The sequence below is a fragment of the Alteromonas sp. WD8-37 genome (genome assembly GCF_055326825.1).
Genome location: NZ_JBUZOV010000008.1, coordinates 1 through 13,547 on the forward strand (window position 1 = coordinate 1; position 13,547 = coordinate 13,547).

Here is a 13,547-nt window from a genome sequence, read left to right on the forward strand (position 1 = left end):
GCGGCCGTACAGTAGGCGCCGGTGTTGTTTCTAAGATTATTGAATAATCTAAGAGCAACCTGCTAAAAAAAGGTCACTTCGGTGGCCTTTTTTTGTGCCTGTAGAAAAGTGGCGAAGCCATCCCCAATTATACCGTCCTCCCGACGAAAGTCGGGATCTCCTAGCCATTCTAAGGTGTTGGTGACACCGCAAGTAATGCATGGAGATCGCGGCTTGCGCCGCGATGACCAAGATGGGGTTTAACTAACCAGTCATCCCGGCGAACGCCGGGATCTCCCAGCCATTCTAAGGTGTCTGCAACATCACTAGTAATCCATGGAGATCGCGGCCTGCGCCGCGATGACTTAGGGCGGATTGCCAGCTCCTTCAACTACCTAAAAAGCCTCTGCATACATCTTGTCTGCAAAAACACTAAAAAATGGCATGAAAATGCATCAGTCAACGCCCTTAATCATGCCTCTGAGACCTTGGTCTTACCCCTTGTACATGCAAAATCAGTTATACTTCATATCCTTGCCAGGCGCCATAAAATGCTAGTGAGCCGGGTGCTGGCTATGTTACAACATATTTATAAATAACCGTTTCACACTCAGTTTAGGATCTTGCTATGCAGTCAATTGCTATAGTCCTGTTGGGTATTGTTGGAATGATCATCGGGTGGTTTTTCTACTCGAAGTTTATTGCCAGTAAAATATTCAAGCTTGACGATGATTTTGTCACCCCTGCCCATGAACTCAACGATGGTAAGGATTATGTCCCAACGAACAAAGTGGTGTTGTGGGGCCACCATTTTACATCGGTTGCCGGTGCTGCGCCGATAGTCGGGCCGGCTATTGCAGTCTACTGGGGCTGGGTGCCGGCTGTACTGTGGGTTGTGCTGGGTACGATACTGTTTGCCGGCGTACATGATATGGGCGCGCTGTGGGCCAGTGCGCGGCATAAAGGCAAGTCCATGGGCGCGTTATCAGAATCTGTGGTCGGCAAGCGCACCCGCTCTTTGTTTATGATCGTGGTGTTTCTGGTTTTGTTGATGGTCAACGCGGTGTTTGGCGTGGTCATCGCCAATTCGTTTGTGTCACAGCCCAATGCGGTATTCCCGGCCTGGACAGCCATTGCGGTAGCGCTGGTTATCGGCCAGTTGTTAAAGCGTAATTTCAGCCTTATCCCTATGTGCATTGTGGGAATCTTTGTGCTGTATGCGTCAGTCTATGCCGGCAGCTTTATTCCAATTACCTTGCCGGAAGACATGTTCGGGCTGGCCGACACCGCCAACTGGATCATCATTCTGTTTATCTATGCGGCCATTGCCTCGTTGCTGCCGGTATGGATGCTGTTGCAGCCCCGTGACTTTATCAACGGCATGCAATTAATTGTGGGCTTGCTACTGCTCTACGGCGCGGTCTTTTTTGCCTTACCGGATATCACTGCGCCGGCCTTTAATACTCAGGTGGCAGAAAGCACGCCCAGTATTATTCCGCTGTTATTTGTGACCATCGCCTGTGGTGCGGTATCGGGCTTCCACGGCATTGTGGCCTCAGGAACCAGTTCGAAACAGTTGAACAAAGAAAGCGATGTGCGCTTTGTGGGCTATCTGGGCGCGGTGGGCGAAGGCTCGCTGGCACTGATCACCATCGTTGCTGTGTCTGGCGTTATGCTGGCGGCCTCACCAGAAGAATGGCATGAAGTCTACAGTCATCTTGGCGCGGGTAGCGTCAACGCATTTGTCGAAGGCGGCGCGAATTTGATTGCCGGCGGTTGGGGCTTGTCGGTGGAATTTGCCTCCACCATCCTGGCCACTATGGTGGTATTGTTTGCTGGCACCACCATGGATTCAGGTGTGCGCTTGCAGCGTTACATTATTCAGGAATGGGGCGATATTTATAATCTGGGCTGGCTGAAAAGTGGTGCCGTTGCAACCTTTGTGGCTGTCGGATCGTGCCTGTTATTGGCCTTTGGCGCTGGCGGTTCGTCGGGCAGCGGCGGTATGATCATCTGGCCACTGTTTGGCTCGACCAACCAGATCCTGGCCAGCCTTACTCTACTGGTAATTTCGGTCATGCTGATCAAACTGGGCCGACCGGCCCGCTACACGCTGATCCCCATGACTTTTGTTTTAATCATGGCATTTTTTGCCGGGGTCATTAAGCTACAGGAATATTATCAGGCTGAAAATTATTTACTGGTCTTTCTAGATGCGGTGGTACTGATTGTCAGTGTGCTGGTTATGCTGGAAGCCTGGTCGGTGATTGCCCGCTTCAATAAAGACAAGGCGCAGGCCAAGGCCTAACGAGCCTGGCGCTTTGCCCTTTCATATCTGTCAAAACACCGCCTTCAGGCGGTGTTTTTTTATCTGTCCTTGTATCTTGTCACCACATCCTCATAATGGGCATGTTGTATTTGCCATGTCGGAAACTAAGGAATGTTGTTACTCATAATTTATGTGTTGATTGCACTGGGCTTTTCGTTTTTGTGCTCGATTGCAGAAGCGGTGATTTTAAGTGTGTCATCAGCCTATATCTCGGTGCTGGAAAAGGAAGGGCGGCCCAGTGGCACCCTGCTGCGTAGCCTCACCGAAAATATCAATAAGCCGCTGTCGGCCATTTTGAGTCTCAACACCATTGCCCACACCATGGGTGCTGCAGGCGCGGGGGCGCAGGCCGCGGTGGTGTTTGGCGATGCCTATTTAGGGGTTATTTCGGCAGTGCTCACCCTGCTTATCCTGATTTTTTCTGAGATCATTCCCAAAACCTTAGGCGCCACCTATTGGCGCGGACTGGCACCGGTAACTGCTTACTTCTTAAAATACCTGTCGATCATCCTGTATCCATTTGTGGTGATGTCGGAAAAGCTAACCAAAGGATTTAAAGAAGACAGCCCGTTGCGGGGATTGAGCCGGGATGAATTGCAGGTGATGGCCGAATTATCCGGTCAGGAAGGCCAGCTGGCGCAGCAGGAAGCAGCGCTGATGCAAAGTCTGCTCAGTATGCATGAACTGAAAGTCAAAGACGCCATGACCCACCGCACCGCATTGTTTTCGGTATGTGAGGATATCACTGTGGAGCAGTTTTTCAGTCAGCATGCCAAAATCGAATACTCACGCATTCCCATCTATGAAGCCGACGACTCTGAAAGTATCAGCGGCTTTGTGATGCGCTCAGATTTACTGGTAGCCCAGGCCAAGGGAGAAGTAGAACTACCGCTTAGGCAATTCGCCATGCCCATGGTGACTGTGCTGAACACCATGCCGCTGCCGGCCATCTTAGATCAGTTTTTACAAAAACGTGTGCATATGCTGTTGGTGGTAGATGAATATGGTGGCCTGGAAGGCATCGTGACCTTGGAAGATTTGCTGGAAAATCTGCTAGGGGTGGACATCGTGGATGAAAAAGATACCACGGTGAGTATGCGCCGCTTTGCCCATATGATGGCAACCCGTCGTCAGCAGCGCATGATGAAGCATGTCAGTAGCCAGCAAGACTCGTCAGAGTAAGGCATTAGTTTGATGCCAACGGCAGACGCAGGGTAACACAGACCCCGGCGGGCTCGTGCTGATTGGCAATGCTTAGGCTGCCTTTGTGGTAGCTGGCAATCATGTTAGCAATATACAGGCCCAGGCCCAGATGCGGGGTGTCAGAGCTGCCAGTTTGGCTACGCACCGATACCATTGACTGCATCAGCTGGCTGGCCATGCCTTCAGGCAACAGCGGACCCGGGTTACTGATAGTAAGCACTAACTGTTTGGCCTGGCGCTGGGACGCAATGGTAATGGTGTCGCCATCCTGGCTAAACTCCACCGCATTGGTGATCAGTTTGTCCAGCAATTGGGCCAGCAAGTCGGCAGAGCCGGTGACCTGGCACGGTCCCTGGGTACCGCTAAAGGCAAACTGGCGAGCCGGGTAGGCCAGCCGGTAGCCTTCGACACAGCCCTCCAGCACAGCGCTGGCGTTATAACGCTCTTTGGGCTCATCATCAATGGCCTGCTCTAGCCGTGTAGCTTCGCTCATACTGTTTAAGATCCCGCTTAGCCGGCCCAGTCCGGACTGGGCCCGGGCCACAAACAAGGCTTGCTGAGCTGGTTCACCGGTTTGCGCCAGCATGTCCAGCGAAGAGCGCACCACCGCCACCGGGGTGCGTAATTCATGTGACAAGCGAGCGGCCATATTTTCCAGATAAGAATTGTATTGCTGCAAGCGACTTAGCACATCTTTAAAGGTATGGTGTAAATCATCAATCTCATCCAATCGGCCGCGGGCTGGCAGTGCACCAATAATTTTGCCGTTATCATCAATTACTGCTTCGGTGGCATCGCGCAACTGGCGCACCCGCCCGGACAAACGACGGGCAAACAGTACCAGGGCCAGCGTGGCGACTAGTAACACAGCCAAAATAACATGAAACAGCTGTTCCAGCGCACGGTTACGAAGAGTACGAATGCCATGGGTGGTTTGTTCGGTGACCACCGCGCCCATCACTTCGCCCTGTATAAAGATAGGGTGGGCAGCCGACAGCACCACGGCCTTACTGTCCGGAGTCAGTCGCCACAGGGTTTGGGCCTCACCGGTCAGTGCAGCCCTAAGATCCTGACCGGCCAGTGCATAGGCATCTTCCAGCTCGTCTACAAATTCTGCCGGCGGCCGGGTCAGAATGTGGTAGTACAAGGGCAGCAACCAGCGCTGTTCAATATAGTCCCACCAGGTGTCGGTGGCGGTCGGGCTGGCCGGGCCGGCAAACCCGGCGGCGCGCTGAATATCGCCGGCGCGGGCCAGAACCCGTTTGTGGCGATCCACCACCCAAACCCGGGAATCGGCATATTTTAGGCCGGCCAGGATCTGCTCTATTTCCGGTGACGGGGATAACACCGTGCCCAGCTCCCCCACCTGATTGGGGTTAGCAGTGCCTACCGCATATTGTTTGTGGCTGCGCCCAGGGCTATCCACATCCACCAGAGCAAAAGCCAGTGAGCCGGAAGTCATGGCCAGTGGAAAACGCAGTTCGATGGCATAGCCGGTGTCCGTCGGGCGCCAGTGCCCCTGAATCTGGGTGGCCGGAGCACCAGCGCGGTAACTACCAGGATCTTCTGTCAGGCGATAGGCATTGACCCAACCCGCCGTGTAGGGTGCCACCACATAGCGTTGCAGTCTGCCGTCTGCGGTAGTCAGGCCAATCAGTAAGTGGTCACTTGCGTCAACCGCCAGGCTGTTAGGGGCGCGCCAGACCAAGCTATCGTCGTTGACCTGAAACTGTGCGTACAGCTGGTTTTTATAGCGCCCGACCATGTGGGTAAACGCCATTGTTACCGGCGGACGGTCGCCAGCGCTGTGAAACCAGTGCACCACATTCTCATCCGCATAGCGGCGAGCCAGATGCTGCACCGCCTGCCAGTCATCCATGGCCCCATCCAGACGGATGGGCGAGGGCACCGGGGGCGCATACAAATCGGTACCGGGGCGCACATTTTGTAAATAGGCCGACTGGCTATCAAACAAAGCCGGGCGTTCGTGCAACGCGGTGGCTACCGCCCGCGCGGTGCCTAGCAGCGTTTGTTCCTGGCCGGCGCGCAAGTATTGCTCCAGCTCCCAGATATACTTATAGCCCAGCCAGGGAATGGCCAGTAAAAACAGCGAGACCACAAACAGCTGCGCGCGTAGCGAAAAACGCATCATTGGATAATTAGACCTGCCACCGGTAGCCCATGCCATACACGGTATCGATGTGATCAAAGCTGCTGTCCAGCTGCACAAACTTTTTACGGATGCGTTTGATGTGCGACGTGATGGTGGTGTCGTCCACCACCATACGCGATTCATCCATCAGCTGCTGACGGCTTTTGACATGACCGGGGTGGCGGATAAGCGCATGCAGCATCCAAAACTCAGTGACAGTGAGTGCCACCGGCTGACCCTGCCAGCTGACGGTCATGCGGTTCACATCGACCTGCAAATGGCCCAACCGTAACTGTTCAGACTGCGCGCGGGGGGCGGCCAGTAAATCGTTGCGTCGAAATAACGCGGCAATGCGCGCAATCAGATGTGCCATGCTGATGTCTTTGGTCAGATAATCGTCGGCGCCCATGCGTAAGCCGCTGATGGTATCCACATCATTATCGCGGGCGGTAAAAAAGATGATCGGTAATGAAGCAGACAGCTGGCGCAATTGCTGGCACAGCAAAAAGCCGCCTTCCATTTCATCATGCAGGCCAATATCAATAATGGCCAGATCCGGCAGTTGTTCGGCAAAGGCGCGCGCTGCGCTGGGGCGGTCACCATACGCCTGAACGGTATAGCCCTGGGCCTGTAACGCTAGCTGATAATTTTCGCGGATGGCCGCTTCATCTTCGACAAGTGCAATGGTTCGTGGCATGACAATGTGTTGGTCATAGACAAGGTGACGTTACTATACACATCCGTGACGCTGCGCCAACCATCGCGGCACAAAATCCATTTTGCTGCCAGATTGCCGCCACAATTGCCGGGGTTAGCCACAGGATCATGCCCTCGGCCACGGATCGCCGACAGCTTTGCCTCATCTTGTCAGTACATTGCCATAATTGACCCATTGGCTGGCCCGGATTGCCGGTTTTACTAGATGAGGTGTTCAACCTCACTTTGAATTAAGGACAATTATGCAATTCTTTTCTCTTTCAGTAGCGTCTTCCTTACCTCGTGCAGCAACCTTGGCGGCGATGATAGCCATGACTTCGGCGCAACCGGCGCTGGCCGGACAGCCGGCCCCACACTCAACCATCGAGCCCGCCACCACCAAGGTGGTCCAGGCATCCAAACAGGACCAGGCAATTGGCATTGGTCTGGGCACCGGCATGGTAGTCGGGGCCATTGTGGGTGGTCCCATTGGGGCGGCGGTGGCCGGGGTGCTGGGCGCGGTAGTTGGCGATAACTCGGTCAAGCATGGGGCGCTGGAGCAAGCCGATATCACCTTGGCGACCCAGGCCAGTGAACTGGCCACCCTGAACCAGGCTCTGATTAACAGCCGTCAGCAACATGCCCGCTTGCTGGAACATCAGCAGCGCTGGTATGCCTTAAGCAGTGCGGTGCAGTTTGCTACCGGTTCGGCAGAGCTGAATCCGCAATATACCCATCAACTGGATGCGCTGGCCAGCGTACTGCAACATGAGCCGGGGCTGATCCTTACCCTGACCGGCTACGCCGATGCGCGCGGTACTCAGGATGACAACCTGGCATTGTCTGCCCGGCGTGCAGCCCAGGTGCATCGTTATTTACTGGATGCCGGTGTCGACCCACAGCAACTTACCACCCAGGCGCAGGGCGAAGTGCTGGCCGACGCAAAATCGCCTACCGCTGATCAGCATTTTTTCCAGCGCAAAGTGGTGCTGGAGTTGCAACAGCAGCCGGAGGCACTCACCGCCTGGCAGGAATAAGATATCGCCAAACCGTTGCCGGCGCCCGCCGGCAACCCGCCCGCGCGGGCAAAATTTCTGGTATGCTTGCTCTTCTTACTGATGTTGCTTGAAATTTGCGATTTCACACACATCTGTAAAAACTCTTTGATTCACACAGCCATCGCGCAGCAGTTGTAACGCTGACTGCCATAGACACGCTGTGCACACACAATTTCCACAGGCATAACCATGAATGCACTAGAGATTTCCGGGCTCAAAAAAACCTATAAAGGCGGTGTTGAAGCCCTAAAAGGGCTGGATCTGACGGTTTGTGAAGGCGACTTTTTTGCTTTGCTGGGCCCCAACGGCGCCGGCAAATCCACCACCATCGGTATCATTAGCTCGCTGGTCAACCCCACCGGTGGCCAGGCCACCATTTTTGGCTACGACTTAGATCAACAAAAAGAAGCGGCCAAGGCCTGTATCGGGCTGGTGCCGCAAGAATTTAACTTCAACCAGTTTGAAACCGTGTTGCAGATTGTACTCAACCAGGCTGGATATTACGGCGTGCCGCGCAAGGTCGCCCACGAACGGGCCAAAAAGTATCTGGCGCAGCTGGATCTATGGGAAAAGCGCGAGGCCCGCGCCCGCGAACTATCCGGTGGCATGAAGCGCCGCCTGATGATTGCCCGGGCGCTGATGCATGAGCCCAAGCTGCTCATCCTGGATGAACCAACCGCCGGGGTGGATATTGAAATCCGCCGCTCTATGTGGACATTTTTGCGCCAGATCAACGAGCAGGGGATCACCATTATCCTCACTACCCATTATCTGGAAGAAGCCGAGAGCTTGTGCCGCAATATCGCCATCATTGATAAAGGGGTGATTGTAGAAAACACCAGCATGCGCGCCTTACTGTCAAAACTGAGCACCGAGACCTTCATTCTGGATCTGGCCGAGTCGGGCAAGCGTCCAACGCTGACCGGCTTTACCTACCGGGTCACCGATGATCACACCCTGGAAGTGGATGTGGAAAAACAGGAAGGCTTAAACCCGGTCTTTGCCCAGCTCAGCGAGCAGGGCTTTCAGGTGTTGAGCATGCGCAACAAGGCCAACCGGCTGGAAGAGCTGTTTGTGCGTTTAGTGGAAGCCGGTCGTGAGCAGCAGGAGAATGCCCGTGCATAAACAAAATAACTGGGTGGCGCTGACCACTATCTGGATTAAAGAGTGTACCCGCTTTTTGCGCATTTGGGTGCAAACCCTGGTACCGCCGGCGATTACCATGAGCCTGTATTTTGTCATCTTCGGCACCATCATTGGTGAACGTATTGGCACCATGGCCGGTGTGCCCTACATGGAATTTATTGTGCCTGGCCTCATCATGATGTCGGTGATCACTAATTCGTACTCCAATGTGTGTTCGTCGTTTTTCTCGGCTAAATTTCAGCGCAATATTGAAGAACTGATGGTGGCCCCTGTGCCCACCAGTGTGGTTATCGCCGGCTATGTGGGTGGCGGCGTGGCGCGAGCTTTATTAATTGGTGTTATTGTGACACTGGTGTCGTTTTTATTTGTAGATACGCAAATTCATAGTCTTGGCACCATTGCGGTGGTGATCCTGCTGACCGCAATCCTGTTTTCGCTGGCGGGGCTTATCAATGCGGTGTTTGCCAAAAGCTTTGATGATATCAGCATCATTCCCACCTTTGTGCTGACGCCGCTGACATACTTAGGCGGGGTCTTTTATGATCTGGATAAACTGCCTGATTTTTGGCAAACGGTCAGTATGGCCAACCCCATCGTGTATATGATTGACGGCTTCCGGTATGGCTTTTTGGGCCATTCTGCCGACGGTGTGGTTACCTCGCTGGTATTGCTGGTGGGCTTTAACATTGTGTTATTCAGTATTGCCTACTATCTGCTGAAAACCGGAAAAGGGATCCGCAGCTAATGGGCAATACAGGCGGCAATTCGCGCAGCATCACCACCACCCAGACCGGGCCGCATGAAAAGCTGGATGCCCTGGTTAAGCGTTATCAGCAAAGCCCCAGCCAGCGCCCGATAAGTGCCCACACCCAGGCTGCCTTTGATGAGATCCTGCCCTGGCTGACCAGCACCGATCAGCCTCTGATTCTGGATTCTTGTTGTGGGGTGGGTGAGAGCACCGCCCGCCTGGCGAAGGCCTTTCCCGACGCCCTGGTGCTGGGCGTGGACAAATCGGCGCAACGGGTGGGTAAGCACAGTCACTATGTGCAGCCTGAGGTAGATAATTATCAGGTGATCCGGGCCGATGTGATTGATTTGTGGCGGTTGCTGGTCGCCCACAAAGTGCCGGTTGCTGCGCATTATCTGCTGTATCCCAATCCCTATCCGAAGGCTAGTCAGGTGCAAAAGCGCTGGCACGGCTGTGCCGCATTTGTGGATCTAATGGCGCTGACCGCCCATGTTGAGGTGCGCAGTAACTGGCTTATCTATTTGCTGGAATTTGCTCAGGCCGCCGGCCACTACGGGCTGGGCTGTGATATTCAGCCGGTCAGTGGCGAGCAGGCATTTACCCCGTTTGAGCGCAAATACCTGGCCAGTGGGCAAACCTGCTGGCAATTGCGCAGCCAGCCGGATGAGGCTGATTAGATCTCGTCCAGGCTGGGCTTGGGGGTACTGAACACATAGCCCTGGGCATACTGAATGGGCAGGCTGTTGACCACCTCCAGGGTAGCCTCGTCTTCGACCTGTTCGGCCACCACACAGACTTTGTGGCTGGCCGCCTGTTCACACACATAATCCACGTATTCCTGAACCGCCGGATTGCTATGATACTGGCGCAATAAGCCGCCATCCAGCTTGATGCCGCGCAGTGGCAGGCTCAGCAGGCTTTTGATATTGCCTGGCACGCGCCCGACATTATCCACAAATACGCCAATGCCCAGTGGCGCACTGTCACGGATGAAATCATTCAATAAAGACAGATGGTGCAGGGCGGTCTTGGCGCTGACTTCTACACTCACTTGCGCAGCCCGACTAGGATCGCTTAACTGCGCGCTTAATACCCGCAGCAGCGCCGGATTTTGCAGGTCGGCCAAATCAATATTGATATTCCAACACACCTGCTTGTCAGCAAAATAGCGGCTGCTCTGGCTGAACATGGTTTCGGTGAGCTGCTGCACATAATTGTGCCGCTCAATCAGATATAAAAACTCACTGGGCAGATACACCTTGTCACTGGGGGTGACCAGCCGAGCCAGACATTCATAGCGCCATACGCGGTCATGGTGTAAATCGACAATGGGCTGAAAATACGGAACAATGTCCTCGAGCCGAAATGGGTCAGTAATTTCGCGTATGGGCATGACTGCTATCCTCACAAAGCCTTCATTCACTATAGCAAAGCCGCGGCTAAAACCAATTGGTTTACCGGCTTTTTGATCCGAACACTGTGATTTGCCCCCGGCATTATAGATAACAATGATAATGCGCATAAATATAAACCGGGTGGGCCCATCGCCTACTGCTTGGCGTTAGTGCTAATATGGGGTAAAGTTCGCCACCTTTGCCCGCGCAACATCAACATGCTGTGGGGGTGGCAAAGCGGCAACAATAAGCCACGAACAACAGTGGCGTTGAATGTAAAAATGTCTGGCCGGGCCCTTAGTGGAACCGGTGAAGGCAGGCAACCAAAAGGTGTGTTGAGTGGTGGGTGAAGCACAGGTCAGTCTGGAGCATTTGTATCGGGTATTTACCAAGCCTGAACACAAAGATTCAAAGCTGGCACAAATCGAACAGCATCTGTCTGACAATATTATGGATTTTTTGTCGCAGCATGTGGTGACCAAAAAAACCTCGCTGGAAGAAGTGGAAAAAGACTTTTCTCTGCCCGCGGTGCCTGAATCGCCGGAATTTGTTTCCAGCCATGCCGAAGCCTTACTCGACAAGCTGGTGGCACATTCGGTCAACACCTACTCGCCGACATTTATCGGCCATATGACCTCGGCGCTGCCGTATTTTCACCTGCCATTGTCCAAGCTGCTGGTGGGGCTGAACCAAAATCTGGTTAAGATTGAAACTTCCAAAGCATTTACCCCGCTGGAGCGCCAGGTACTGGGCATGATGCACAATCTGATTTACAGCCGCGATGATGACTTTTACGCCCAGTATCTGCACAGTGCCCGCCATGCCCTGGGCGCATTTTGTTCCGGCGGCACCATCGCTAACATTACTGCACTGTGGGTGGCCCGCAACAAGCTGCTGGGGCCACAGCCAGGCTTTGCCGGGGTGGCGCGCGCTGGTCTGACAGCCGCTTACCGTCATTATGGCATCAATAATTTAGGCGTGATTTGTTCCAAGCGTGGCCATTATTCGCTGTCCAAGGCGGTGGATGCGCTGGGCCTGGGTCGTGACCAATTGTTGACCCTGCCGTGTCCGGCGCAAACCCTGGAGCCGGAACAGGCGCTGGCCGCCGGTAAACGTTATCAGGAAGAAGGCAACCAGGTGCTGGCCATTGTTGGCATTGGCGGCACCACCGAAACCGGCCATGTGGACCCGCTGGATGAGCTGGCCGATGTGGCCAAAGAACTGGGCTGCTGGTTCCATGTGGATGCAGCCTGGGGCGGGGCGACCTTATTCTCAGACAATAATCGGCATAAACTTAACGGCATCGCCCGCGCTGACTCGGTCACCATCGATGCGCACAAACAAATGTACGTGCCGATGGGCGCCGGCATGGCGTTGTTTAAACAGCCTGAAGATGCCAATGCAGTGCGCCATCATGCGCAGTATATTTTGCGCGAAGGCTCCAAAGACTTAGGCGCCACCACCTTAGAAGGCTCGCGCAATGGCATGGCCATGATGGTGTATTCCACCCTGCATATTCTGGGGCGGCGTGGCTATGAGCTGATTATCGACCAGAATATCGAAAAAGCCCGCACCTTTGCCGAGATGATCCGTTCCCATGCTGATTTTGCCCTGACCACCACGCCGACTTTGTCGCTACTGACTTACCGGATCTGCCCGCCCCAAGTACAGCAGGCATTGCAACAAGCCGCTGAGGCGGACAAGGTGAAGCTGAATCAAAAAGTGGATAAGCTGGTGGTGGCGGTACAAAAAGCCCAGCGTGAAGCCGGTAAGTCATTTGTGTCGCGGACGCGCCTGGAATGCCCGGCCACTAACAGCCAGCCCATCACGGTGTTTCGTGTGGTACTGGCCAACCCGCTGACCACAGAAGATGATTTGCAGAATATCCTGGCTGAGCAGGTCGAGATTGCCAAAGGGATGCGGTTGTGGGGCGAGCTGGTCAAACTGGCGGCGCGGCTGGTGCCTAACACCGCCAGCGCCGGTTAAATCTGCGGGCAGTCAACCACCTGATTATCAATCAGCCGGGTTTTGCCCAAATACGCGGCGATTAAGATCACCAGGCGGGTGGTTTCAGTGTCCGGTTCGGCCAGAGTGTCGGCCCGGCGGATCTCCACATAGTCTGGTCGAAATCCGGCCTCAGTTAGTTGCTGCACCGAATCTGCACACAGCGCGTCAAACTCTCGCTGGCCCTGGGCTAACTGCCCGGCCAGTGTTTGCATGATGTGATGCAGGCGGGGCGCGATGGCTCGTTCCTTGGCTGACAGATAGCCGTTGCGGGAGCTCAATGCCAGGCCATCTTCAGCACGCTGGGTGGGCACGCCCTGAATATCGATATCCAGCGACAGATCCTGTGCCATCAGGCGGATCACCTGTAACTGCTGATAATCTTTCTGGCCAAAAAAGGCCCGGTCCGGCGCGACCATGTTAAACAGTTTATTGACCACCGTGGCTACGCCACGAAAATGGCCCGGCCGGCTGGCCCCGCAAATCATAGCGGAGATCCCGGGGACCTCCACAAAGGTTTGCTCATTGAGCCCGCGCGGATACATTTCGTCCACCGTTGGTAAAAACAGCACATCAGCGCCATGGGCGATCAGTTGCTGGGTATCTTCGGGCAGCGTGCGCGGATAAGTAGCCAAATCTTCATTCTGGCCAAACTGCAGCGGATTCACAAACACGGACACTACCACCACATCACAAGTCTGACGGGCGTAATCCACCAGGGTCAGATGCCCACGGTGCAGGTTGCCCATGGTCGGCACAAAGCCCACCACCTTATTTTGCTCACGCCACAGCCGGCGTTGCTGACGTAATTCGGCAATGGTCTGAATGGTTTTCATAG

Annotated in this window: 11 protein-coding genes; 7 read left to right on the top strand and 4 right to left on the bottom strand. The window is 54.4% G+C overall.

Annotated features, from left to right (window positions below):
- Nucleotides 1-607: 607 nt before the first annotated feature.
- Nucleotides 608-2,287, top strand: coding sequence for a carbon starvation CstA family protein (locus ACTUJZ_RS14250; protein ID WP_463637008.1), 1,680 nt, complete (start codon nt 608-610; stop codon nt 2,285-2,287).
- 132 nt (nt 2,288-2,419) lie between these two features.
- On the top strand, nt 2,420-3,490 hold the full coding sequence (locus ACTUJZ_RS14255; RefSeq protein WP_463637009.1) for a CNNM domain-containing protein: 1,071 nt from the start codon (nt 2,420-2,422) through the stop codon (nt 3,488-3,490).
- A 4-nt stretch (nt 3,491-3,494) separates the two neighbouring features.
- Here ACTUJZ_RS14255 and pdsS read toward each other — a convergent pair whose 3' ends face one another.
- Nucleotides 3,495-5,663, bottom strand: coding sequence for a proteobacterial dedicated sortase system histidine kinase (pdsS, locus tag ACTUJZ_RS14260; protein ID WP_463637010.1), 2,169 nt, complete (start codon nt 5,661-5,663; stop codon nt 3,495-3,497).
- A gap of 7 nt (nt 5,664-5,670) precedes the next feature.
- Entirely contained in the window at nt 5,671-6,360 is a 690-nt protein-coding gene (gene pdsR, locus ACTUJZ_RS14265; RefSeq protein WP_463637011.1) for a proteobacterial dedicated sortase system response regulator, read from the bottom strand.
- A gap of 262 nt (nt 6,361-6,622) precedes the next feature.
- On the opposite strand from pdsR, the gene pdsO reads away from it, so the two are divergent.
- The 4 genes from pdsO to trmB all read left to right on the top strand — a co-directional run bounded on the left by pdsO (nt 6,623) and on the right by trmB (nt 9,988).
- Nucleotides 6,623-7,396, top strand: coding sequence for a sortase-associated OmpA-like protein PdsO (gene pdsO / locus ACTUJZ_RS14270; RefSeq protein WP_463637012.1), 774 nt, complete (start codon nt 6,623-6,625; stop codon nt 7,394-7,396).
- Nucleotides 7,397-7,606: 210 nt separating this feature from the next.
- Nucleotides 7,607-8,542 carry an ABC transporter ATP-binding protein gene (locus ACTUJZ_RS14275; RefSeq protein WP_463637013.1) on the top strand — a complete coding sequence of 312 codons (936 nt, stop codon included), beginning with the start codon at nt 7,607-7,609 and terminating at the stop codon, nt 8,540-8,542.
- Nucleotides 8,529-9,308, top strand: a complete 780-nt coding sequence (locus ACTUJZ_RS14280; RefSeq protein WP_463637014.1) for an ABC transporter permease — start codon at nt 8,529-8,531, stop codon at nt 9,306-9,308. Before ACTUJZ_RS14275 ends, ACTUJZ_RS14280 begins: the two co-directional genes overlap by 14 nt.
- Nucleotides 9,308-9,988, top strand: coding sequence for a tRNA (guanine(46)-N(7))-methyltransferase TrmB (gene trmB / locus ACTUJZ_RS14285; RefSeq protein WP_463637015.1), 681 nt, complete (start codon nt 9,308-9,310; stop codon nt 9,986-9,988). Before ACTUJZ_RS14280 ends, trmB begins: the two co-directional genes overlap by 1 nt.
- Here trmB and ACTUJZ_RS14290 read toward each other — a convergent pair.
- Entirely contained in the window at nt 9,985-10,704 is a 720-nt protein-coding gene (locus ACTUJZ_RS14290; RefSeq protein WP_463637016.1) for an EAL domain-containing protein, read from the bottom strand. The two genes, trmB and ACTUJZ_RS14290, sit on opposite strands and share 4 nt — an antisense overlap.
- A 343-nt stretch (nt 10,705-11,047) precedes the next feature.
- On the opposite strand from ACTUJZ_RS14290, the gene panP reads away from it, so the two are divergent.
- On the top strand, nt 11,048-12,691 hold the full coding sequence (panP, locus tag ACTUJZ_RS14295) for a pyridoxal-dependent aspartate 1-decarboxylase PanP (protein WP_463637111.1): 1,644 nt from the start codon (nt 11,048-11,050) through the stop codon (nt 12,689-12,691).
- Here the strand turns inward: panP and panC are convergent.
- Nucleotides 12,688-13,545 carry a pantoate--beta-alanine ligase gene (gene panC / locus ACTUJZ_RS14300; RefSeq protein WP_463637017.1) on the bottom strand — a complete coding sequence of 286 codons (858 nt, stop codon included), beginning with the start codon at nt 13,543-13,545 and terminating at the stop codon, nt 12,688-12,690. The two genes, panP and panC, sit on opposite strands and share 4 nt — an antisense overlap.
- Nucleotides 13,546-13,547: the final 2 nt, after the last annotated feature.

Bases quoted from the DNA above. Each gene is read 5' to 3' on its own strand.
- ACTUJZ_RS14250 (WP_463637008.1), top strand. From the start codon at position 608: ATGCAGTCAATTGCTATAGTCCTGTTGGGTATTGTTGGAATGATCATC.
- ACTUJZ_RS14255 (WP_463637009.1), top strand. From the start codon at position 2,420: ATGTTGTTACTCATAATTTATGTGTTGATTGCACTGGGCTTTTCGTTT.
- pdsS (WP_463637010.1), bottom strand. From the start codon at position 5,663: ATGATGCGTTTTTCGCTACGCGCGCAGCTGTTTGTGGTCTCGCTGTTT.
- pdsR (WP_463637011.1), bottom strand. From the start codon at position 6,360: ATGCCACGAACCATTGCACTTGTCGAAGATGAAGCGGCCATCCGCGAA.
- pdsO (WP_463637012.1), top strand. From the start codon at position 6,623: ATGCAATTCTTTTCTCTTTCAGTAGCGTCTTCCTTACCTCGTGCAGCA.
- ACTUJZ_RS14275 (WP_463637013.1), top strand. From the start codon at position 7,607: ATGAATGCACTAGAGATTTCCGGGCTCAAAAAAACCTATAAAGGCGGT.
- ACTUJZ_RS14280 (WP_463637014.1), top strand. From the start codon at position 8,529: ATGCCCGTGCATAAACAAAATAACTGGGTGGCGCTGACCACTATCTGG.
- trmB (WP_463637015.1), top strand. From the start codon at position 9,308: ATGGGCAATACAGGCGGCAATTCGCGCAGCATCACCACCACCCAGACC.
- ACTUJZ_RS14290 (WP_463637016.1), bottom strand. From the start codon at position 10,704: ATGCCCATACGCGAAATTACTGACCCATTTCGGCTCGAGGACATTGTT.
- panC (WP_463637017.1), bottom strand. From the start codon at position 13,545: ATGAAAACCATTCAGACCATTGCCGAATTACGTCAGCAACGCCGGCTG.